Here is a 21,489-nt window from a genome sequence, read left to right as displayed (position 1 = left end):
CACTCGTTAGCAAAGCGCAACGGGCGCCCGGCACTGGGCATGCGCATGGCCAGGGCCCGGGGCGCTGGGCCACCGAATATCGATCCAGGCACCCGAAGCCATAGAATCGAGCACGTAGGCTCGTCAGCCGAGAGCCAACCCCACACGACAGCATGGTAAGGAGCCGAGTGCCTAGCTTCGCGGACACGACGTTCACCGATCCCGCGCGGATCAGGAACTTCTGCATCATCGCGCACATCGACCACGGCAAGTCCACGCTGGCCGACCGCATGCTGCAGATCACCGGCGTTGTGGACGAGCGCCTGATGCGTGACCAGTACCTCGATCGGATGGACATCGAGCGCGAGCGGGGCATCACCATCAAGGCGCAGAACGTGCGGCTGCCCTGGCAGATCACCCTCGAGGACGGCACCGAGGAGGACTACGTCCTGCAGGTGATCGACACTCCGGGGCACGTGGACTTCACCTATGAGGTCTCTCGCGCGCTCGAGGCGTGCGAGGGCGCGATCCTGCTCGTCGACGCCGCCCAGGGCATCGAGGCGCAGACGCTGGCGAACCTGTACATGGCGCTCGAGCGGGATCTCACGATCATCCCGGTGCTCAACAAGATCGACCTGCCCTCCGCGGATCCGGACCGCTACGCCGACGAGATCGCGCACATCATCGACTGCGAGGCCGAGGATGTGCTGCGCGTCTCGGGAAAGACCGGCATCGGTGTCAAGGAGCTCCTCGACGCCGTGGTGAAGCAGATCCCGCCGCCGGTCGGCGAGGACGAGGCGCCCCCGCGCGCGATGATCTTCGACTCCGTGTACGACACCTACCGCGGCGTGGTCACCTACGTGCGCGTCGTGGACGGGCGCATCAGCCCCAAGCAGAAGATCCTCATGATGTCCACCGGAGCCACCCACGACCTGCTCGAGGTGGGCATCATCTCGCCCGAGCCGAAGAAGTGCGATGGGCTCGGCGTCGGCGAGGTCGGCTACCTCATCACCGGGGTGAAGGACGTGCGCCAGTCGCGCGTCGGCGATACCGTCACCGCCGCCCGCAACAGCGCCACCCAAGCGCTCGTGGGCTACCGGGACCCGCGGCCGATGGTGTACTCGGGCCTGTACCCCGTGGATGGCTCGGACTATCCCGTGCTGCGCGATGCCCTCGACAAGCTGCAGCTCAACGATGCCGCGCTCACCTACGAGCCCGAGACGTCCGTGGCGCTCGGCTTCGGCTTCCGCTGCGGCTTCCTCGGCCTGCTGCACATGGAGATCACCCGCGACCGGCTCGAGCGCGAGTTCAACCTCGACCTGATCTCCACCGCGCCCAACGTCATCTACCGGGTGGAGCTCGACGACGGTTCCGAGCTGACCGTCACCAACCCCTCGGACTGGCCCGACGGCAAGGTCCGCTCCGTGCACGAGCCCCTGGTCAAGTGCACCATCATCACCCCTTCGGAGTTCGTGGGCACCGTCATGGAGCTATGCCAGTCGCGCCGCGGCGATCTCGGCGGCATGGATTATCTCTCCGAGACCCGAGTCGAGATGCGCTACCGCATGCCGATGGCGGAGATCATCTTCGACTTCTTCGACGCGCTGAAGTCCCGCACCCGCGGCTACGCCTCGATGGACTACGAGGAGTCCGGCGAGCAGGAGGCGCAGCTCGTCAAGGTCGACATCCTGCTGCAGGGCGAGGCCGTCGACGCGTTCAGCGCCATCGTGCACAAGGACGCCGCGCACACCTACGGCAACAAGATGTGCACCAAGCTCAAGGAGCTCATCCCGCGCCAGCACTTCGAGGTGCCCATCCAGGCCGCGATCGGCTCGAAGGTCATCGCCCGCGAGAACATCCGCGCCATCCGAAAGGACGTGCTCGCCAAGTGCTACGGCGGTGACATCAGCCGCAAGCGCAAGCTGCTCGAGAAGCAGAAGGAGGGCAAGAAGCGGATGAAGACCATCGGTCGCGTCGAGGTCCCGCAGGAAGCCTTCGTCGCGGCCCTCTCGACCGACTCGGCGGCCGACAAGACGAAGAAGTAGGCTCCCGCGCTGATGGGGCGACCGGCCGCTGCCTGCTCGCTACGCGTGCAGCGTGCCGGTCATCACGGTCACCGTGGAACCACCGATGAGCACCCGCCCGCCCGGGCGCATCCGCAGGCGCAGCTCGCCGCCCCGGCGCGATGCCTGGAAGGCGACGAGCTCATCCTTGCCGGTGCGCGCGCTCCAGAACGGGGCGAGCATCGTGTGGGTGCTGCCTGTCACCGGGTCCTCGGCCACCCCGACGGCGGGGGCGAAGAAGCGCGACACGAAGTCATGGCTGCCCCGCGCCGCGGCGGTGGCGATGATCCCGCGCGCCGGGATGCGGGCGAGGGCAGCAAGGTCAGGGGCGAGCCCGAGCACCGCGCTGGCATCGTCGAGCTCGACGAGGAGATCCCCCGTGGACCCCGACCATGCTCCGCGGGGCTCCGTGCCCAGCGCCTCGGCGAGGCCCGCGGGCACCTCCGCGGGCTGTGGCTCGGCGGCGGGGAAGTCCATCCACAGATGCTCGCCCTCACGCTCAACGACTAGCGGCCCGCTGCGCGTCTGGAACCGCATGGGCCCGGCATGGCCCTGCAGCCCCAGCACGTGCGCCGTTGCCAGCGTCGCGTGCCCGCACAGGTCCACCTCCGTGGTGGGAGTGAACCAGCGCAGCTCCCATTCGCCCTCGCCGACGGGCCGCGGGAACGCCGTCTCGGACAGGTTGAACTCCGCGGCAACGTCCTGCGCCCAGCGATCATCGAGCCCGTCCTCGACGGGCACCACAGCGGCCGGGTTGCCGGAGAAGGCCTCTGCGGCAAAGGCATCAACGATCCAGTACTCGCGCATGCGAACAGGCTAGCGCTCGCGGGCCTGGCCCGCTCGATGCGTCCCTGCCGTGGTGGCGGACCGGAACGCCACGATTCTGCCCGCCGACGGATTGAGACGGCTGTCCCGGGGCACCCCTGGTGAATGAGCATCGATATCGTCCTTGCCGCGGTCGGCATCCTCGGGATGCTCGTCGCGACGATCTCGGCGCGCATGCGTCGGCTGCCGCTCTCGGAGCCCCTGCTCGCTCTCGTGGTGGGTGTCCTGCTGGGCCCAGCAGTGCTGGGAGCCTTACCGATCAAGCCGCTGACCAGCGAGCAAGCCTTCCTCCATGACGCGAGCGGCGTGCTCCTGGCGATCTCGGTGATGGCGGTCGCGCTCCGCTATCCGCTCAGTGTCGTGCGCGCGTGCTGGCGGCCGGTCCTCGTGCTGGTCGTCCTGGTCATGCCGCTCATGGCGCTCGCCTCGGCAGCGGTCAGCTGGGCGGTGCTCGACATATCGATCGCCGCAGCACTGCTGCTCGGTGCCGCGCTCAGCCCCACCGACCCGGTACTGGCATCGAGCGTGGTCACGGGCGAGGCCGCCGAGCAGGACCTTCCCGCGCGCGATCGCCATCTGCTGTCGCTGGAATCGGGCGCCAACGACGGCCTCGCGCTGCCCCTGGTGCTCATCGCCCTCGCCATCGCGGGGGCCTCGAGCGTGCCCTCCGCGCTCGCGGAGTCGCTCTGGCAGGTGCTCGGCGGGATCGTCGTCGGCGCGCTGGCCGGATCGCTCGGTGGCGCGGCCATGCGGACGGGCGACAAGCATGGGGCGACCGCGAGCGCTCCCGAGCTGTTCTTCACCGTGGTGCTGGCGCTGGGCACCCTGGGCATCTCCGGCATCGCACACGTCGACGGGGTGCTCGCGGTATTCGTCGCGGGGCTTGCCTTCAACCTCGTGGCGACCGGCGGGGAGCGGACCATGGAGGCTCCCATCGATGAGGCGATCAATCGCTTCGCGGTGCTCCCGTTGTTCGTGGTGCTCGGGGCCGCGCTGCCCTGGAGCGAATGGGGCGCGCTCGGCTGGAACGGCCTGGTGCTCGTGCTGGGCATACTGCTGCTGCGCAGGCTCCCGCTTCTGCTGATCCTGGGACGAGCCTTGCGGCTGCGAGCGGCGGATGCCCTGTACCTCGGATGGTTCGGTCCGGTGGGGGTGGCGGCGCTGTTCTACCTCACGCTCGAGGCCTCGCGCGGAGGGGCGGGCACCACGATCCTGGCGGCAGGGTCGCTGGTACTGGTGTGCAGCACCATCATCTTCGGCCTGACGGGCGCGCCGGGCAGGGTGCTGTACCGCAAATCCACGGCACGCGCGGCCCGCGAGGAAGGTTAGCGGGCGCCCAGGCCGGGTACGCAGACCGGATGCACACTGATCGCGCGCATATGCCGACCAGTCCTCGCGGCACCCGCAGAGACGAGGGGACGCCGTGACGTGGCTGTTCAGCGCGGTAGGGGCGCTCCTGGTGGGCGTTGTCATCCGGGATATCTATGCGACCCTCTGGCATCCACAGGGGCTGGGCACCGTTTGCCGCGGCCTTTTCGCCTCTCTGTGGCGGGCAGCGGGCAAGCTCAGCGGAAAGGGGCGCTCCCTGGTGCCGGTCGGCCCGCTTGGTCTGGCCGCCACGCTCATCACGTGGACAGTCATGCTCGTCGGGGGATGGACGTTGATCTATATGCCGCACATGCCCGCCGGGTTCGCGTTCAGCTCCTCGCTCCAGCCCGCGGCATCCTCGGACCCGCTCGCTGCGCTGTACCTCTCGCTGGTGACCGTGGCGACGCTGGGCTTCGGCGATATCACGCCCGTGCTTCCCGCGCTGCGTGTCCTGGTGCCGATCCAGGCGCTCCTGGGCTTCTGGCTGTTCACCGCTGCGGTCACCTGGGTGCTCCAGGTATATCCGGCGCTGCGCCGGCGCCGCACGGTCGCCCGGGAGCTCGCGCTGATGGCTGCGAGCAGCTCGGAGGAGGTGATCTCCACCGGGCAGGCGAGCATCGCGGCGCAGTGGCTCGTCTCCGTGGCCGATGCACTGGCCACGGTGGAGATGGACCTCGCCCAATATGGGGAGACGTACTACTTCCGCGAGAGCGCAGCGGATGAATCGTTCGCGGCGACGCTGGCCTACGTGCCACGCCTGCTGGAGGCGGGGCTCGGCTCCGCGGCGTTCGAGGTCCGCTGCGCTGCCCGGCGCCTCGATGACCAGATGGAGCGCCTGGCCCGGCGCCTGGGCAACGAGTACCTCCATGGCGCGACGGCGCCCCGGGAGGTCTGCCTAGCGCTCGCCGCGGACCATCGGCATGCCCCGATCGGGAACATCTAGGCGCCCAGTGCCGACGAGCTCGGCGCTGTGGTAGGCAGGACCTGTGCTGACGACTTGGTTGACGCGGGAGCTGGGTATCACCTATCCGATCGTGGGCGCCCCGATGGGCGGTCGCGCGGGCGGAAAGCTGGCGGGGGAGGTGAGCCGCGCGGGCGGCATCGGCATGCTCGGCGCGGCGCGCTACACCACGCCGGAATGGATCGCGACGGAGGCCGCGGTGGCGCGGGAGATCGGCGGATCGTTCGGCGTGGGCCTGATGACCTGGGCGCTCGACGACGATGACGCGCTGCTCGATGCCGCCCTCGCGGAGCGGCCCGCGCTGGTGTCCTTGTCGTTCGGTGATCCAGCACCGTACGTGCCGCGCGTGCACGGGGCTGGTGCGATCGCGATCGCGCAGGTGAACACCATCGAGGACCTCCGCGTCGCCGAGGCCGCTGGCGTGGACGCGGTGGTGGCGCAGGGCGCGGAGGCAGGCGGGCACACCGGCCGCATCGCGACGCTGCCGCTGCTCCAGGAGGTGCTCGAGTCCACCAGGCTGCCGGTGCTCGCGGCCGGTGGAATAGCGACGGGCCGGGGGCTGGCCGCGGTGCTCGCCGCGGGAGGGGAGGGCGTGCTCATCGGTACTGTCCTCCTTGCGAGCCCGGAGGCGATCGGGCCCGGCTACGCGGTGGACCGGCTGCTGCGGGCTGGCAGCGCGGACACGGTGTATACCGATGTGTTCGACAAGGCGCGCCACCAACCGTGGTCGCCGCGCTGGTTCGGCCGCGCGATCCGCAACAGCTTCAGCGACCAGTTCCATGGCGCGGGGGCGGGGGAGGACCAGATCGCCGCCGGGTATGAAGCGGATGATCCGGACACTGGCGTGGTGTACGCGGGGCAGGCCGCCGGGCTCGTGAATGCCTCCCGGCCTGTGGCGGATGTGGTCTCGAGCATCGGAAGTGACGCGGAGAAACTCCTGAGTCGGTTTTGCGGCATGTGACCGGCGCGACGTTGGCGCGCCCGCGCCGATCCGGTCGCAGTGCCCTAGGATTCAGACATGCGGATCCGCCCCACGGTGGGTCCCGCGACCAGGGTCGGCGTGCTAGCTAAGGAGAACCAATGACTGATTCACCCCAGGAGACCACCAAGGGCTGGGGCCCGGGCCGCAAGATCAAGCAGCTCACCAACGCGGTGCTCAATCTCGACGAGACCCTCGGCCGGCTCGACATCATCACCGACCGCCTGCTCCTCGTCCTCGAGAAGCTCGACAGCACCCTCACCAAGCTCGACGGCAGCCTGAACACCCTGAACAGCTCGCTCGACTCGCTCAACGAGTCGCTTGTCCGGCTCGACAATGTTCTCGACAACGCCGACTGGATGCTCAGCCCCGCGCAGTCGCTGCGCAAGCCGCTCAAGCGGCTCACCTCCCGCGGCGGCAAGGAAGCCGTTGTCGCCCGCGACGAGGACGAGAAGGATCCCGAGCTCGAGAAGTAGTAGCTCCGAGGTGGCCCGCCGCGCCGTGGCCATCCTCCAGCAAGGCCACGATCCCGCCCTGCCACCGCCCGATGAGGGCCGTGGCAGGGCGGGCTCCGTTGCATGGGCCCGCTGGGTGCCCGCCGGTGCGCGTCCTCGCTGGGGGCACCGTGGGATTTGCTAGCCAATGTCACGCGACACGCCGCGACACGCAACTCGAAACGTGGCATCAACCAGCAGATTTGGCTGAAGCCCCGGCCGGGCCCCTGCATCGGAAGCCGCTCCAGCCAAGCCCCAGCCCCATCGCCTAGTGCGTGTGCGCTGGGCTGAAAGACCCGGCCTCCTGGTCCTCCTCGGCGCGGATGACATGCACCACGGCATTGATCAGCGCGAGGTGGGTGAACGCTTGCGGGAAGTTCCCAAGGTGCCTGCCGGTGCGCGGATCGATCTCCTCCGCATAGAGCTCGAGCGGGCTCGCGAAGCCGAGGAGCCGCTCGAGCAGATGCTTGGCACGCCGCACCTCGCCGATCTCGACGAGAGCGGAGACCAGCCAGAACGAGCAGATCGTGAAGCTTCCCTCCTCGCCGCTGAGCCCGTCGTCGGTCTCATGCACGCGGTAGCGGAGCACGAGCCCGTCCTCGGTGAGCTCGTCAGCGATGGCGAGCACAGTGTTGCGCACACGGAAGTCATCGGCGGGCAGGAACCGCATCAGTGGCACGAGCAGCAGCGAAGCGTCGAGCGCGGGGTCGCCGTAGCGCTGGGTGAACACGCCGCGGTCATCGACGCCGTGGGCGAGGATATCCTCCTTGATCTCGGTGGCGATGCCGGACCAGCGGGCGGCGTACTCCTCCTCGCCGTGCATCGCGGCGAGCTTGGCACCACGGTCGAGGGCGACCCAGCACATGACCTTCGAGGAGGTGAAGTGCTGCTTAGCGCCGCGGACCTCCCAGATGCCGCGGTCGGGCTTGCGCCAGTTGTCGATCGCCTCCTCGACCTGTCGCTTCAGCAGCGGCCAGAGCGATTCAGGAACCTGGTTCCGGGACCGGACGTGCAGGTAGACGGAGTCCAGGATGATGCCCCAGATGTCGTGCTGCTGCTGGTCGAACGCGCCATTGCCGATGCGGACGGGCCGGGCCCCCTCGTAGCCGGTGAGGTGGCCGAGCTCGGCCTCGGTGAGGGTCTTCTCGCCGCCCACCCCGTACATCACTTGCAACGAGACGGGCTCGCCCTTGTCGTTGACGCCCATGTCGGAGATGAAGGCGAAGAAGTCGTTGGCCTCCCGGTCGAGGCCGAGGGTGTAGAGCCCCCATAGCGCGAACGTGGAGTCACGGATCCAGGCGTACCGGTAGTCCCAGTTGCGCTCGCCACCCGGGGTCTCGGGCAGCGAGGTGGTGGCGGCGGCGAGCAGCGCCCCGGTGGGCGCGTAGGTGAGGCCCTTCAGGGTGAGGGCGCTGCGTTGCAGGTAGCTGCGCCACGGGTGGTCGGGGAACCGTCCGATGGTGATCCATTGGCGCCAGCACTCGGCGGTCTGCCACATCTTCTCCGCGGCCTCGTCGTAGGACGGGGGCGCGGCGAGGTCGCCCCAGGAGAGCGCGACGTACGCCCGATCCCCCTCGCTCATGCGGGTGCGGGCGCGGGCCTCCCTGCCCTCGAGGCCGAGCCGCAGGTTGGTGGTGAGGGTCAGCTGGGGCTCGCCGTCGGGGGACTCGATGCAGTACGCGGTGGCTTGCTCGTACACCTTCCCGGAGTAGTCCCAGGCCGCCGACTTGCGGTGGTAGTCGAAGGCAGGCTCGCACGTCAGCTCGAGCTCGACAGTGCCGCTGACGCACTTGACGGTGCGGAGCAGCATGTGCTCGGCATCCCAGTCGGTGGGGGTGCGGCGATGGGTGCGGGACCGTTCCTCGGTGTTGTGCCAGGGCCCCATGACGAGCGCATCGCGCACGGTCAGCCAGCCCGTCTCGGTCTGCCAGGTCGTCTCCAGGATCAGCCCGCCCGGCAGGTAGCGGCGCGCGGCGGGCACGGTCTGCCCGTAGGGGCCGATGCGGAAGTGGCCAGCGCTGCGATCGAGGATGGCGGCGAACACCGAGGGCGAGTCGGGGCGGGGGACGCACATCCACTCGACCGCGCCGTTGGGCGCGATGAGGCATGTGGTCTCGCAGTCGGAGAGGAAACCGTACTCGCCGATCGGGGGGAACCCGCTGTGGTGGGCGCGCGGCGGGGCGGGCAGGCCAGGGTCGGCCGTGCTCCGATCGCGGTGGCTCGTGGGGTTCTCCTCGGTGGGTTTCTCCGCTGCGGGGGTCGCCATGCTCCTATTGTGGACCGGCTGGCGGGCGGTCGCGCGCATTCGGCATCCGGCGGTTCCGGTGGCGGCCCGGGACCAGCGGGGTGGACGGCCACGACGACCGCTACAGTGGTGGCGTGGATATGGTGGCCCGCTGGTGGGATGGCGCCGAGCTGTGGATCACGGGCTTGTCGTTCCTGCCGCAGGTCGCGATCGTTGCCGTGATCGTGGTGCCGCTGTGCTTCGTGCTTGCCCGCTGGCTCGATGCCGCTGGCAGCGCCGTGTACTACAAGGTGCTGCGGCGCGTTCCGCGATGGGGCAGCAAGCCTGGATCGCCGCCGGGCAGCGATGGCGCGGAAGCAAGGAATGGAGAGCACTGATGCCGACGTCCCGTGTATCGCTGGCGCTGGTGGCGCTGCTCGTGCTGGTACTCATCGCGTGGGGGATCTCGATGCTCTGAGCCACGGCCGGGGCGCACCGGCGATCGTGTGTTTTCCCGCACGCGGCCGCCCCTGTTAGGATTGGCGCCGTGGAAGCAGCCGAGCAATATGTAGTACGCCATCAGTTGGCGCTCATTGCTGTTGGCCTGCCCGCCGTCGCTGACATCATGTGTTGTCGCTGAGCCAAGCCTTGCTCGTCACGCATCGCGTGCACTAGGAGCTGGCCGGGCGCCGCCCCCGAATCATGGCGGCAGTTCATGTCCCTGGAGTGATCGTGGCTGCACGCCTCCGATATGAACCGCTTAGTGTCATGTCAGTCGAGACGGGAAGGCTAGTTCACCAATGCGACCTCAGCCGCGCGGAAACTGGGGGAGCCGGGTCACTGCCCTGGCCGCCGCAGCCGCCCTATTGCTGGCAGGCTGCGCGGGCGGGCCAAGCGACATCCCCGGCCAGTCCACCATCGGCGGCGACGGCAGCCGCGGCACGCTCGGGCTGTTCGCCTATGCGGTCGCCAAGCCAGGCTTCGACGAGGTCATCCCCGCCTTCGCCGAGACCCCCGAAGGCTCGGGCATCTCGTTCCTCCAATCGTTCGGCGCCTCCGCCGACCAGTCCCGCAAGGTCGCCTTCGGCGCCCCCGCGGACGTCGTGGCGTTCTCCACCGAGCCTGATGTGGACCGGCTCGTCGACGAGGGGCTCGTGCGCGAGGACTGGAACGACGACGAGCATAGCGGTGTTCCCTTCGGCTCCGTGGTGACGCTGGTGGTGCGGGAGGGCAACCCGCTCGGCATCTCGGAGTGGGATGATCTGCTCCGCCCCGGACTCGAGGTCATCACCCCGAATCCTTTCAGCTCCGGCTCGGCGAAGTGGAACCTTCTCGCGCCCTACGCGGTGGCGAGCGAGGGCGGCGAGGATCCGGAGGCGGGCATCGAGTTCGTCGAGCGGCTCGTCAACGATCACATCACCATCCAGCCCGGCTCGGCGCGCGAGGCCACCGAGGCTTTCCTCCAGGGCCGCGGCGACGTGCTGATCACCTATGAGAACGAAGCCATCTTCCTCGAGCGCAACGGCGAGCCGCTCGACCATGTCATCCCCCCGCGCACGCTGCGCATCGACAACCCCGTCGCGATCGTCGACCGTCCGGGCTCGGCCACTCGACCGCTCGCCGAGGACTTCATCGGGTTCCAGTACACCGCTGCGGGCCAGCGGGCCTGGGCCGAGGCCGGCTACCGACCGGTGGTGCCGGGGATCCTTGCGGAGTTCGCCGAGGAGTTCCCCGAGCCCGAGCGACTGTGGTCGATCGATGATCTCGGTGGCTGGGACGAGGTCAACGCCACATTGTTCGATCCCGACGAGGGCTTCATCTCCGTCATCTACTACGAGGCATTGAGGTAGGAGCATGACCACCACATCCGCCCCGGCGCGAGCCCGGCGCCGATCACCGAGCTTCGGCTCGCTCGGCGTCGGCATGGCCGTCCTGTGGCTCAGCATCATCGTGCTGCTGCCGCTCGCCGCGCTAGCCGCTACCGCGCTGGATGGTGGCATCGGCGGCTTCTGGGACGCCATCACCGCCCCGGGCGCGCTCGCCTCGCTGCGCATCACCGTCCTCGTGTCGGTCGTGGTGGCCCTGATCAATGTCGTGTTCGGCACGATGATCGCCTGGGTCCTGGTGCGCGATGAGTTCCCGGGCAAGCGATTCGTCAATGGCATCATCGACCTGCCGTTCGCGCTGCCCACCATCGTGGCGAGCATCGTGCTGCTGTCGCTCTATGGCCCCGGCAGCCCGATCAACGTGCACCTCAACGCCACCAAGGCCGGCCTCATAGTGGCGCTCGCGTTCGTCACGCTGCCATTCGTGGTGCGATCGGTGCAACCGGTGCTGATGGAGCTCGACCGGGATGTCGAGCAGGCGGCGGCCTCGCTAGGCGCGGGCAACCTGACGATCCTGCGCAAGGTCGTGCTGCCCGTGCTCGCCCCGGCGATCCTCGGTGGCGCCGGGCTCGCGTTCGCGCGCGCGATCGGCGAATTCGGCTCGATCATCCTCATCGGTGGCAACATCCGCGGCGAGACGCAGGTGACCTCCCAGTACATCCAGCAGCTCCTCGAGATGGACCGTTCCAGCGATGCGGCCGCGACATCAGTGGTGCTGCTCGCCATCGCGTTCGTCACGCTGCTCGTCCTGCGGGTCCTGTCCAACCGGGCCACCCGGCGGGAGGAGCAGGACACATGATCCTCAGCAAGAACGCCCGCTACCTGCTGCGCTTCGTCGCGCTCGCCTACCTCGCGCTGCTGCTGCTCATCCCGATCGGCATGATCCTGTACCGGTCGTTCGAGAACGGCTTCATCGCGTTCTGGGAAGCCATCAGTACCCCGGCGGCCATATCGGCGCTGAACCTATCGCTGCTGATCGTGGTGATCGTGGTGCCCATCAACGTGATCTTCGGCATCGTCACCGCACTCGCCCTCGTGCGCGGGCGGTTCCCCGGGCGGCGGCTCCTCGAGGCCGTGGTGGACATCCCGTTCGCCGTCTCGCCCGTGGTCGTGGGCGTCGCGCTCATCACCCTGTGGGGCGTCGGCGGCTGGTTCGGCAGCATCGTGGAGCTCACCGGCATCCGCGTCATCTTCGGACTGCCCGGCATGGTGCTCGCCACGATCTTCGTCACCCTGCCCTTCGTGGTGCGGGAGGTCGAGCCGGTGCTGCGCGAGATCGGCGAGGAGCAGGAGCAGGCCGCCGCCACCCTCGGGGCGAACAACTGGCAGACCTTCCGAATGATCACCCTGCCCGCGATCCGCTGGGGCCTCACCTACGGGGTGGTGCTGACCGTGGCACGGGCACTGGGCGAGTTCGGGGCCGTGCTCATGGTCTCGTCCGGGTTCGCTGGGGTATCGCAGACGCTCACCCTGCTCGTCCACGCCCGCTACATCGACGATCACAACACGTACGGTGCTTACAGCGCCGCGACGTTGCTGATGGGCATCGCGATCCTGACATTGCTGCTCATGACCCTACTCGACCGCAAGCGGAGCACACCATGATCACCGTGACCGACGTCCGCAAGAACTACGGGGACTTCATCGCGCTCGACGGCGTCAACCTCGACATCCCCTCGGGCAGCCTCACTGCCCTGCTCGGCCCGTCCGGGTCCGGCAAGTCCACCTTGCTGCGGTCCATCGCCGGGCTGGAGAGCCCGGACTCGGGCATCATCACCATCGGCGGGGAGGACGTCACCGGGGTGCCGCCGCAGAAGCGCGGAATCGGGTTCGTGTTCCAGCACTACGCCGCGTTCAAGCACATGACCGTGCGCGACAACATCGCTTTCGGCCTGCGCATCCGCCGCCGCCCCAAGAACGAGATCAATGATCGCGTCGACGAGCTGCTGCGCATCGTGGGCCTCGACGGCTTCCAGCGCCGCTACCCGGCCCAGCTCTCGGGCGGGCAGCGGCAACGCATGGCCCTCGCCCGCGCGCTCGCGGTGGATCCGAAGGTGCTGCTGCTCGACGAGCCCTTCGGGGCGCTCGATGCCAAGGTGCGCGCAGACCTCCGAGAATGGCTCCGTCGGCTGCACGACGAGGTCCACGTCACTACCGTCCTCGTCACCCACGACCAGGAGGAGGCCCTCGATGTCGCCGACCGCATAGCAGTCATGAACCGCGGCAACATCGAGCAGGTCGGCACGCCCGACGATCTCTACGAGCGCCCCGCCAACGATTTCGTCATGTCCTTCCTCGGGCCCGTCGCCACGATCAACGGCGCGCTCGTCCGCCCGCATGACCTCCACCTCGACCGGACATTCCACCCGGGCGCCATCGAGGCCACCGTGGACCGCATCGTCCGGCTCGGGTTCGAGGTGCGGGTAGAGCTCGTGCCGCTCAACGGCGACCCACGCCTCTCCGCCCAGATCACCCGCGGCGACGCTGACGATCTCGGGCTCGAGCGGGGCGAGCAGATCTACGTGCGGGCCGCGCACATCCCCGGGGCCGCCACTACCGCGGCGCGGTAGCCCCCCAAGCGAGGCCTGTGACAACCTCCGGCAGGGCCAGGGGGGCAATATCCAGCGGCGAACTCGGGCATTGTGGCACTACCTGGGGAGGACACGCATTAGTGTCGGAATCATGGCTCATCCTGGGCAGGCGAACAGGCCACATCACGCTCCGCCGAACCGACGCACGGCACGGCGGCACCTCGCTGCCCTAGCGGTGGTGTTGCTCGCCGCATCGTGCGCATCCACGCCGGACGAGGTTCCCGAAGCGTCCACCGAGCCGCCTCCGGAGACTACCCAGGCGCCCCCCATCGAGCTGCGCGAGCTCAGCACTGTCCCCGCCGATGTGCCTGGCTCCTTGTTCCGCTCAGGCGAGTTCGCGGGCCGCGGCCTCGACCTGCTGCCCCCTGCGGAGAACGTGCCCTACGCGGTCGCGCTGAACATGGCCGCCCCAGGCCGCTCCACGAGGCCGGTGGTGTGGGTCGCCGACAACGGAGACGCGTGGTCGCCTATCGAAGTGGCGCCCGACTACCCGCACCCCTTCTCCGGGGGGCTCGTTGGCAACGGATCGATCAGTGCCGTGGTGGGAACCTCCTTCGAGGATGGTGCCCTCGTGTCCCGCATCTGGCGCTCCGGTGATCGCCGCGGCTGGTCCGCCGTGCCGCTGCCACCGGAGTACGCCAACGAGTTCCGGGTCGTCACCGGCACCGTCACCGGGGAGAAGATCATCACGGCAGGGAACTCGCTGGACAAGGAGCTCGGCGTCGCCATAGTCGAGGGCGACTCGGTGGAGTACACGCTGCTCCCCGGTATCCCGGACCGCGAGCAGCGGCTCATCGTGGACATGGCGGCCCACGGGGACAATGTCGTGCTCATCGCGCAGCGCGGCGACGAGGGGGCTGCTGGCACGTTCGTCTCCTACACCTCGACCGACGCGGGCAGCACCTGGGATGGCCCGCACCCGATCGGCAGCAGCAGCGACATGGTCATCTCGGGAGTCGAGAGCATCGGCGATCAGTTCGTCATGACCGGCGGAACGCTCAACCCCCAGGCCGAGAGTGGCCAGGTCCCCGCAGCGTGGTCTTCCGGAGACGGCGCGGAATGGACCGCCGAGACCGTGCCGGCGCCTCCTGCCGAATCGGTGTTCTACATCGCCGAAGGCGTCGATACCACCCTGGGACGGCCCTCCGCCCGCGGCGGCGACCTCTACGTCGTGGCAAGCAACAACGATTCCCTCCGCGCCGGGTTCTACCATCGCACCCCGGACGGTCAGTGGTTCTTCAACGGTGTCTCCGAGCCGATGGACTTCCCGGGCGTCGGCGGCGTTGTCATTGGGATGAACCCCGAGCAGCGCGCGGTGCTCCTCGGCTCGTTCGCCGTCGGCGAGGTCGTCATGGGCGTCAAGGGCCCCGGCGAGGAATGGCGCGAGGTGCAGCGCGTCGGCACCAGCGAGCAGATCGCGCAGGTGGAGGACATCGTTTCCGCTGCCGGCCGCGTGCTCGCCACCACGCTACGAGTGCAATACGACATCGATGGAGCAGACTTCAGCAGCTCCGAGCAGCGCGAGCTCTTCGAGCTGCGCGGTGGCGCGCCGGAGGGGTCGCCCGCCCTCGTCCCGATCACTGTCGACCCTCCCGAGGCCGCCGGTCTCGTTGGCGGTGTGGTCTCCAGCACCGAAGCGGGCGAGATCATCGCGCTGGGATCCCAGTTTAGCGTCGAGAGCAACCGCATCGAGGCACGCGGCTGGTTCCAGCCTGCCCCGGACCAGCCGTGGGTGCCTGCCGAGGGCTTCGGCGCGGTCTCGGACGCCAGGCTGACCGCCGTCACCCGCACCGATGAGGGATGGTATGCCGTGGGTGCCTCCACCGGACCCGAGTCCGCGCACCCGCCTGCGGCGACGGTCTGGGCATCCCCGGACGGACGCACCTGGACCATGGAGCAGATCCTCGGCGGCACCGATGAGGGCAGCGCCGCGAACGCGGTATGCCAGGTGGCCGATGGGCCCGTGCTCGTTGCTGGATCAACTGTGGATGATGGTTCGCCGGTGCCCGCGATCTGGCGGAAGGACGCCGAAGGATGGACCCGCGCCACCGCGGAGATCCTCGGCAGTGGCCAGGGCGAGCTCACTGGTTGTGCCACCAGCGACAACGAAGCGATCCTCAGTGCCACAACCGGTGGTCGCAACATCGTGCTCCGTACCGAGGACGGCATCCAGTTCGAGGGCACCTTCCGTACCGGGTTCGGCGCTACCATGAGCGAGCCCGTTGCCGTCTCGGGAGGATTCGCCGCGGCCGGCCGCTACACGTCCAACCAGGCCAGCGGACCGGTGATCTGGCTCTCCGATCACGGCGTCCGCTGGGAACCGTGGCGCGTGCCGTCCCGCAGCGATGGAATAGCCCGCGCGGTCCAGCCCTTCGGCGAGGGCATCGCCATCACCATGGACTCCGAGGTGGGGCACCCGGTGCAGGTCGTCGAGCAGCTTGACCTCACCCCTCCCGGCAGCGGCGAGTAGTCCCCGGAGCTGCCACCCTTGGTTCGGAGCTGCCACGGATCGGACCCAGCTGCCACGTTCAGGACCGTGGCAGGTTCGCGCAAGCCTGGCCGCTGCTCGGCATGGGTGGCAGCTGCGTGCCAGCTAGCGGGGCTGCGGGGGAAACGCGCGCGCGAAAGCCTCCACCAACGCAAGCACGCCGCCAGTGGAAACTTTTCCTCCCTGGAGCGGGAAAAGTTTCCACCAGCGGCGCGGGTGCGCGTCAGGCTCGCCAGCAACGGTAACCGGCCAGGCTAGTGCGTCCTAGCTGTTGCGCCGCTCGCCGATCTCCACGGCGGAGAGAACATCTCCGACGAGCCCGGCGGCGAGGGTGTTGCCGCTGGCGGGATCGATGAGCAGGAAGCTACCAGTATGGCGGTTGACGGCGTAGTCATCGGCAACGATGGGGCTGGCCACCCGGATCTGCACGCGGCCGATGTCGTTGAGCGCGAGCGACTCGGGCCCGGGATCGGCGCGGAGCTCCTGCTCGTTGAACCGCTCGATGAGCGAACCGACGATCGCCTGGGTGGTGTGGGTGCCGTGCTTGAGCAGCAGGCGGGCACCGGGACGCAGCGCCTTGTCGGCGAGCACGCACACGGTGGCCTCGAAATCGCTGATGGGCTCGGGGGCATCGCCGGGGGAGGTGATGACGTCCCCTCGGGAGATGTCGATGTCATCGGTGAGCAGCAGGGTGACGGAGCGGCCTGCCTCGGCGTGCTCGAGCTCGCCGTCCATGGTGTCGATCTTGGCGATGGTGCTGCGGATCCCTGCGGGAAGCACGAGCACCTCATCGCCGGGCCGGACCTCCCCGGCAGCGATCTGGCCGGCATAGCCCCGGTAGTCGGGGTAGTCGGCGGTGCGGGGGCGGATGACGTACTGCACGGGGAAGCGCAGGCCCACGTTGTGCGGCTCGGCATCGACGGGCACGGACTCGAGGTGCTCGATGAGCGTGGGGCCGCTGTAGTAGGGGGTGCGCTCCGAGGGCGTGGCGATGTTGTCGCCGTGCAGTGCCGAGACGGGGATCTCCTGCACGTTCTCCGGCGCCCATCCGAGCTGGGTGGTGAGCGCGGTGAACTCGGTGCAGATGCGAGCGTAGACCTCGGCGGGATCATCCACGAGGTCGATCTTGTTGACAGCGAGCACGAGGCGGGGAACGCCGAGCAGCGCCATGACGGCGGCATGTCGGCGGGTCTGCTCGATGACGCCCTTGCGCGCGTCGACGAGGAGGATCACGAGCTGCGCGGTGGAGGCTCCCGAGACGGTGTTGCGGGTGTACTGCACGTGCCCGGGGGTGTCGGCGAGCACGAAGGAGCGGCGCGGGGTGGCGAAGTAGCGGTACGCGACGTCGATGGTGATGCCTTGCTCCCGCTCGGCACGCAGGCCGTCGACGAGCAGCGAGAGGTCGGGCGTGGAGAGGCCGCGATCGACCGACGCGCGGGTGACGGCGTCGATCTGGTCGGCGAGCACGGACTTGGTGTCGTAGAGCAGCCGTCCGACGAGGGTGGACTTGCCGTCATCGACGCTGCCGGCGGTGGCGAGGCGAAGTAGGTCGCTCATGCTCAGAAATATCCCTCTCGCTTGCGGTCTTCCATGGCGGCCTCGGAGACGCGGTCATCACCGCGGGTGGCGCCTCGCTCGGTGAGCCGGGATGCGGCCACCTCGGCGAGGATCGCGAGGTTATCGGTGGCATCCGACAGCACTGCTCCGGTGGTGGATCCGTCGCCGACGGTGCGGTAGCGCACCGAGAGCGTCTCGAGCTGCTCGCCGTCGGCGGGTCCGCCCCAGGGGCCGGGGGCGAGCCACATGCCGTCGCGCTGGTAGACCTCGCGCTCGTGCGCGTAGTAGATCGGGCACAGCTCGACGTTGTCGCGGGCGATGTAGCGCCAGATGTCGAGCTCGGTCCAGTTGGAGAGGGGGAAGACCCGTACATGCTCGCCGGGGGAGTGGCGCCCGTTGTAAAGGTTCCACAGCTCGGGGCGCTGCTTCTTGGGATCCCACTGGCCGAAGGCGTTGCGCAGGCTGAAGATGCGTTCCTTGGCGCGGGAGCGCTCCTCGTCGCGGCGGCCGCCGCCGAACACGGCATCGAAGCGGTGCTCGCTGATCGCGTCAAGCAGCGGAACGGTCTGCAAGGGGTTGCGGATGCCGTCGGCGCGCTCCTCGAGGCGCCCGTCAGCGATGTACTCCTCGACGCTGGCGACGTGCAGGCGCAGGTTGTGCCGCTCGACGATGCGGTCGCGGAAGTCGAGCACTTCCTGGAAGTTGTGCCCGGTGTCGACGTGCAGGAGCGTGAACGGCAGCGGCGCGGGCCAGAACGCCTTGATGGCGAGGTGCAGCAGCACCGTCGAGTCCTTGCCGCCGGAGAACAGGATGACGGGGCGCTCGAACTCGCCCGCTACCTCCCGGAAGACGTGGATCGCTTCGGATTCCAGGGCGGTCAACGTGTCGAAGTCCGTTGCTGCCGCATGGTGCTGTGGTGAGTCTTCGTCAGCGATGTGCGTGCCCACGTCAGGCAACACCCCGTTCATCTCTCGTGCGGACGCCAGTCCGGCTGTCTGTGATGGTGTCATGATGCGTGCAGGCCGCATTCGATCTTGTTCTTCCCCGCCCAGCGGCCGCTGCGCGGGTCAGTACCGGGCGTGGGCTTGGCCGTGCACGGCGCGCAGCCGATAGAAGGGTAGCCTTCGTCGACCAACGGGTTCACCAGTATGCCGTGCGTGTCGATGTAATCCTGCATCTGCTCGTCGGTCCACGCCGCCAGCGGGTTGATCTTCACGAGGCCGAAAGCCTCGTCGTAGGAGATCAGCGGAGCGTTGGCCCGGGTGGGAGCCTCGACACGACGGATGCCGGTGACCCAGGCATCATAGCCCGCGAGGTTCTCGCGCAGCGGCACCACCTTGCGCAGGAAGCAGCAGCGATTGGGGTCGCGCGCGAACAGGTCCTTGCCCTCGATGCTGTCCTGCTCGGCAACGCTGTGCTCGGGGGTGGCGTTGATGATGTTCACGCCGTAGACCTGCTCGACGGCATCGCGGGTACCGAGGGTCTCGGCGAAGTGGTAGCCAGTGTCGAGGAACAGCACGTCCACTCCGGGATGGACCTGCGCGGCGAGGTGCACGAGCACAGCGTCCTGCATGTTGGAGGCCACGATGTAGCTGCTCCCGAACGTGTCCTCGGTCCACTGGAGCAGTTCCTCGGCGGATGCGCCGTCAAGCTCCGCGGCGCCGCGCTCGGCGATGGCGCGCAGCTCGCTCTCGGTCGCGATGCTCATGATGTCACCTTTCGGTCGGGAACAGGCACGCCGCCGACGGTGCCGGCCGGAGCGCCTGGTTCCGGATGCCGGTCAGCAGGGCTGTGCTGCCGGCCACGTGCGTGCAAGGGGCGCGCTGGGGGGCAATCAGGTAGAACGGCGCGCTGGCGGGATCTGTTCCCGCCGGGGCGCTGCCGGGCTCCACCGCTGCCTGTCCTCATGCGTGCCTGTTCCTCGTCCCTGCTGCTCAGCGCAGCTTCTCCTCGTCGGCGCGCAGCACCCAGTCGGCGAACCGCTCGCCGTCGTGACGGTCGTCGATGAACTGGCGCACCACGCGTTCCACGTAATCGCCGAGCTCGTCGGTGGTGACCTTGTGCTGGCGCAGCTTGCGGCCGAAGTCCGCAGCGAGGCCGAGATGGCCTCCGAGGTGCACCTGGAAGCCCTCGACCTGGTTCTCGTCGTCATCGAGCACGAGCTGGCCCTTGAAGCCGATGTCGGCGACCTGGGCGCGCGCGCACGAGTTGGGGCAGCCGTTGATATTGATCGTCACTGGCACATCAAGCTGCTCGTTGAGGTCCTTGAGCCGCTCCTCGAGCTCGGGCACGAGGTCCTGGGAGCGCTTGCGGGTCTCGACGAACGAGAGCTTGCAGAACTCGATGCCGCTGCAGGCCATGAGGTTCTTGCGCCACAGCGACGGCCGGGCGGGCAGCCCGAGCGCGGCAAGCTCCGCGACGAGCGGCTCGACATTGGCCTCGGGGACATCAACGATGATGAGCTTCTGGTAGGGCGTGAGCCGCACCGCGTCCGAGCCAGCGCGCTCGGCGGCATCCGCGACAGCGAGGAGCTTGGTCCCCGAGACCCGGCCCGCGATGGGTGCCACGCCCACCGAGTAGTTGCCGTTCTTGAGCTTCTGGATGCCCACGTGGTCGCGAGGCATGGTCTGGTCTTCTGGCGCGGGGCCGTCGAGGAGCTTGCGCCCGAGGTACTCGTCCTCGAGGACCTGGCGGAACTTCTCCACGCCCCAGTCCTTCACGAGGAACTTCAGGCGCGCCTTGCCGCGCAGGCGCCGGTAGCCGTAGTCACGGAAGATCGCGACGATGCCTTCCCACACATCGGGCACCTCGTCGAGGGGAACCCAGGCACCGAGGCGCTGCGCGAACATCGGGTTGGTCGAGAGCCCGCCGCCCACCCACACATCGAGGCCGGGCCCGTGCTCGGGGTGGTCCACGCCGATGAACGCGCAATCGTTGATCTCGTGGGCGACGTCCTGCAGGCCCGAGATGGCGGTCTTGAACTTGCGGGGGAGGTTCGAGTAGCGAGGGTCACCGAGGTAGCGGCGCGTGATCTCCTTGATCGCCGGTGTGGGATCGATCACCTCGTCGACGGCGAGGCCCGCGAGCGGGGAACCGAGGATGATGCGCGGGGTATCGCCGCACGCCTCGGTGGTGGTCAGGCCAACGCCCTCGATGCGCCGCCAGATCTCGGGCATGTCCTCGACCCGGATCCAGTGGCACTGCACGTTCTGGCGATCGGACAGGTCCGCGGTGTCGCGGCCGAAGTCCTGGGAGATCCCGCCGATCACGCGCAGCTGCTCGAGGTCGAGCAGGCCGCCATCGCACCGGATGCGCAGCATGAAGTGGCTGTCCTCGAGCACGTCGATGTTCTCGTCGCCCGTCCAGGTGCCGTCGTAGCCCTGGGCGCGCTGGGTGTAGAGGCCGTACCAGCGGAACCTGCCACGCAGGTCGGCCTTGTCGATGCTGTCGAAGCCGCGCACCGCGTAGATGTTCTCGATGCGCTGGCGGACGTTGAGGGGGTTGTCGTCCTTCTTGGACTGCTCGTTGGCGTTCAGCGGCTCGCGGTAGCCGAGCTTCCACTGGCCCTCGGACTTGCGGCGCCGTGGCCGCGTCGAGCGGGCACGGCCGCCACGGTCACTGCGCGCGGTGGCGTCGTGGGCTGACGACATTCAAGTCTCCTGGGAAATGGTGTGCTGGGGACGATGCCACGGAGCCGTGCAGGGCCTGCACGGCACTCCCTGGCAGCAAGAGGATTACTGCGGGACCATGGGCCAGACGCGCGGGCTCGGCCAGCCACGCAAGGGGGAGCGGGCGCGCGTTCAGGCAGTGGTGCTGCGACAGCAGCAACTGCAAACACGCTTGAAATCGATATGGCGGCGCTGCACCAGGTGCATCCCTGCCAGCCATTCTTGTGGTCCACTCACGCGTTCATTGTGCCATGAACACCGACGGCCACCACAACGTGCAGCTAGAGCGTCGATTTCCAGGCGGGGCCGCGGGCGGGCACACTGGCACGCGGGGCTCGCCGCGGGCCCCGATATGCCAGGCCAGCACGATAGCCCAGGGCGAATAGCCCAGCACGATAGCGAGGAC

The 21,489-nt window shown here is 68.6% G+C and carries 18 protein-coding genes; 12 read left to right on the top strand and 6 right to left on the bottom strand.

Annotated elements, in window-relative coordinates; genetic code table 11:
* Positions 1 to 152 precede the first annotated feature (152 nt).
* Positions 153 to 2,024 carry a translation elongation factor 4 gene (gene lepA, locus FXO18_RS12260; RefSeq protein ID WP_149361421.1) on the top strand — a complete coding sequence of 624 codons (1,872 nt, stop codon included), beginning with the start codon at positions 153 to 155 and terminating at the stop codon, positions 2,022 to 2,024.
* A gap of 39 nt (positions 2,025 to 2,063) precedes the next feature.
* Here the strand turns inward: lepA and FXO18_RS12255 are convergent, their stop codons facing one another.
* Positions 2,064 to 2,849, bottom strand: coding sequence for a PhzF family phenazine biosynthesis protein (locus FXO18_RS12255; protein WP_149361420.1), 786 nt, complete (start codon positions 2,847 to 2,849; stop codon positions 2,064 to 2,066).
* A gap of 123 nt (positions 2,850 to 2,972) precedes the next feature.
* Between FXO18_RS12255 and FXO18_RS12250 the strand changes: the two genes are divergently transcribed.
* The 4 genes from FXO18_RS12250 (at position 2,973) to FXO18_RS12235 (ending at position 6,651) form a co-directional block, all read left to right on the top strand.
* Entirely contained in the window at positions 2,973 to 4,196 is a 1,224-nt protein-coding gene (locus FXO18_RS12250) for a cation:proton antiporter domain-containing protein (RefSeq protein WP_149361419.1), read from the top strand.
* A gap of 94 nt (positions 4,197 to 4,290) precedes the next feature.
* Entirely contained in the window at positions 4,291 to 5,178 is an 888-nt protein-coding gene (locus tag FXO18_RS12245) for a potassium channel family protein (RefSeq protein WP_149361418.1), read from the top strand.
* Between the two features lie 43 nt (positions 5,179 to 5,221).
* Entirely contained in the window at positions 5,222 to 6,157 is a 936-nt protein-coding gene (locus FXO18_RS12240; protein WP_149361417.1) for an NAD(P)H-dependent flavin oxidoreductase, read from the top strand.
* A 119-nt stretch (positions 6,158 to 6,276) separates the two neighbouring features.
* Positions 6,277 to 6,651 carry a hypothetical protein gene (locus FXO18_RS12235; RefSeq protein ID WP_149361416.1) on the top strand — a complete coding sequence of 125 codons (375 nt, stop codon included), beginning with the start codon at positions 6,277 to 6,279 and terminating at the stop codon, positions 6,649 to 6,651.
* Between the two features lie 286 nt (positions 6,652 to 6,937).
* On the opposite strand, the gene FXO18_RS12230 is transcribed toward FXO18_RS12235, so the two are convergent.
* Positions 6,938 to 8,857: a glycoside hydrolase family 15 protein gene (locus FXO18_RS12230; RefSeq protein WP_328593441.1), complete on the bottom strand. Its 1,920-nt coding sequence runs from the start codon at positions 8,855 to 8,857 to the stop codon at positions 6,938 to 6,940.
* A 158-nt stretch (positions 8,858 to 9,015) separates the two neighbouring features.
* Here FXO18_RS12230 and FXO18_RS12225 point away from each other — a divergent pair, with 158 nt between their 5' ends.
* The 7 genes from FXO18_RS12225 to FXO18_RS12200 all read left to right on the top strand — a co-directional run bounded on the left by FXO18_RS12225 (position 9,016) and on the right by FXO18_RS12200 (position 15,840).
* Positions 9,016 to 9,291 carry a hypothetical protein gene (locus tag FXO18_RS12225; protein WP_149361414.1) on the top strand — a complete coding sequence of 92 codons (276 nt, stop codon included), beginning with the start codon at positions 9,016 to 9,018 and terminating at the stop codon, positions 9,289 to 9,291.
* A 149-nt stretch (positions 9,292 to 9,440) separates the two neighbouring features.
* Positions 9,441 to 9,533: an Ms4533A family Cys-rich leader peptide gene (locus tag FXO18_RS16270; protein WP_407936471.1), complete on the top strand. Its 93-nt coding sequence runs from the start codon at positions 9,441 to 9,443 to the stop codon at positions 9,531 to 9,533.
* A gap of 160 nt (positions 9,534 to 9,693) precedes the next feature.
* Positions 9,694 to 10,743 carry an extracellular solute-binding protein gene (locus FXO18_RS12220; RefSeq protein ID WP_149361413.1) on the top strand — a complete coding sequence of 350 codons (1,050 nt, stop codon included), beginning with the start codon at positions 9,694 to 9,696 and terminating at the stop codon, positions 10,741 to 10,743.
* A 4-nt stretch (positions 10,744 to 10,747) separates the two neighbouring features.
* Positions 10,748 to 11,578 carry a sulfate ABC transporter permease subunit CysT gene (cysT, locus tag FXO18_RS12215; protein ID WP_149361412.1) on the top strand — a complete coding sequence of 277 codons (831 nt, stop codon included), beginning with the start codon at positions 10,748 to 10,750 and terminating at the stop codon, positions 11,576 to 11,578.
* On the top strand, positions 11,575 to 12,384 hold the full coding sequence (gene cysW / locus FXO18_RS12210) for a sulfate ABC transporter permease subunit CysW (protein WP_149361411.1): 810 nt from the start codon (positions 11,575 to 11,577) through the stop codon (positions 12,382 to 12,384). The genes cysT and cysW overlap by 4 nt, the downstream gene beginning before the upstream one ends.
* Positions 12,381 to 13,349 (top strand): sulfate/molybdate ABC transporter ATP-binding protein, encoded by a 969-nt coding sequence (locus tag FXO18_RS12205; protein ID WP_149361410.1) that lies wholly within the window; start codon positions 12,381 to 12,383, stop codon positions 13,347 to 13,349. Before cysW ends, FXO18_RS12205 begins: the two co-directional genes overlap by 4 nt.
* Before the next feature lie 199 nt (positions 13,350 to 13,548).
* Complete coding sequence (locus FXO18_RS12200) at positions 13,549 to 15,840, top strand: hypothetical protein (protein WP_149361409.1); 2,292 nt, start codon at positions 13,549 to 13,551, stop codon at positions 15,838 to 15,840.
* 282 nt (positions 15,841 to 16,122) lie between these two features.
* On the opposite strand, the gene FXO18_RS12195 is transcribed toward FXO18_RS12200, so the two are convergent.
* The 4 genes from FXO18_RS12195 to FXO18_RS12180 form a co-directional block, all read right to left on the bottom strand.
* Positions 16,123 to 17,415, bottom strand: a complete 1,293-nt coding sequence (locus FXO18_RS12195) for a sulfate adenylyltransferase subunit 1 (RefSeq protein WP_149361408.1) — start codon at positions 17,413 to 17,415, stop codon at positions 16,123 to 16,125.
* Between the two features lie 2 nt (positions 17,416 to 17,417).
* Positions 17,418 to 18,383 carry a sulfate adenylyltransferase subunit CysD gene (gene cysD, locus FXO18_RS12190; RefSeq protein WP_235900644.1) on the bottom strand — a complete coding sequence of 322 codons (966 nt, stop codon included), beginning with the start codon at positions 18,381 to 18,383 and terminating at the stop codon, positions 17,418 to 17,420.
* Positions 18,384 to 18,421: 38 nt separating this feature from the next.
* The gene (locus tag FXO18_RS12185; protein ID WP_149361407.1) at positions 18,422 to 19,123 is read right to left on the bottom strand and encodes a phosphoadenylyl-sulfate reductase; all 702 of its coding nucleotides are present in this window, start codon (positions 19,121 to 19,123) and stop codon (positions 18,422 to 18,424) included.
* A 226-nt stretch (positions 19,124 to 19,349) separates the two neighbouring features.
* Positions 19,350 to 21,065, bottom strand: coding sequence for a nitrite/sulfite reductase (locus FXO18_RS12180; RefSeq protein ID WP_149361406.1), 1,716 nt, complete (start codon positions 21,063 to 21,065; stop codon positions 19,350 to 19,352).
* Positions 21,066 to 21,489 lie beyond the last annotated feature (424 nt).

It is taken from the genome of Lolliginicoccus suaedae (assembly GCF_008312885.1).
GTDB lineage: Bacteria > Actinomycetota > Actinomycetes > Mycobacteriales > Mycobacteriaceae > Lolliginicoccus > Lolliginicoccus suaedae.
The sequence above is the reverse complement of the archived record's forward strand: the minus strand, read 5'-3'. Positions and strand labels throughout refer to the sequence as shown.

What these genes read in the sequence shown, in the direction of transcription:
- FXO18_RS12195 (WP_149361408.1), bottom strand. Translation starts at nt 17,415, where the DNA reads ATGAGCGACCTACTTCGCCTCGCCACCGCCGGCAGCGTCGATGACGGC.
- FXO18_RS12220 (WP_149361413.1), top strand. Translation starts at nt 9,694, where the DNA reads ATGCGACCTCAGCCGCGCGGAAACTGGGGGAGCCGGGTCACTGCCCTG.
- cysD (WP_235900644.1), bottom strand. Translation starts at nt 18,383, where the DNA reads ATGAACGGGGTGTTGCCTGACGTGGGCACGCACATCGCTGACGAAGAC.
- FXO18_RS12185 (WP_149361407.1), bottom strand. Translation starts at nt 19,123, where the DNA reads ATGAGCATCGCGACCGAGAGCGAGCTGCGCGCCATCGCCGAGCGCGGC.
- FXO18_RS12250 (WP_149361419.1), top strand. Translation starts at nt 2,973, where the DNA reads ATGAGCATCGATATCGTCCTTGCCGCGGTCGGCATCCTCGGGATGCTC.
- FXO18_RS12205 (WP_149361410.1), top strand. Translation starts at nt 12,381, where the DNA reads ATGATCACCGTGACCGACGTCCGCAAGAACTACGGGGACTTCATCGCG.
- FXO18_RS12180 (WP_149361406.1), bottom strand. Translation starts at nt 21,065, where the DNA reads ATGTCGTCAGCCCACGACGCCACCGCGCGCAGTGACCGTGGCGGCCGT.
- lepA (WP_149361421.1), top strand. Translation starts at nt 153, where the DNA reads ATGGTAAGGAGCCGAGTGCCTAGCTTCGCGGACACGACGTTCACCGAT.
- cysT (WP_149361412.1), top strand. Translation starts at nt 10,748, where the DNA reads ATGACCACCACATCCGCCCCGGCGCGAGCCCGGCGCCGATCACCGAGC.
- FXO18_RS12255 (WP_149361420.1), bottom strand. Translation starts at nt 2,849, where the DNA reads ATGCGCGAGTACTGGATCGTTGATGCCTTTGCCGCAGAGGCCTTCTCC.
- FXO18_RS12235 (WP_149361416.1), top strand. Translation starts at nt 6,277, where the DNA reads ATGACTGATTCACCCCAGGAGACCACCAAGGGCTGGGGCCCGGGCCGC.
- cysW (WP_149361411.1), top strand. Translation starts at nt 11,575, where the DNA reads ATGATCCTCAGCAAGAACGCCCGCTACCTGCTGCGCTTCGTCGCGCTC.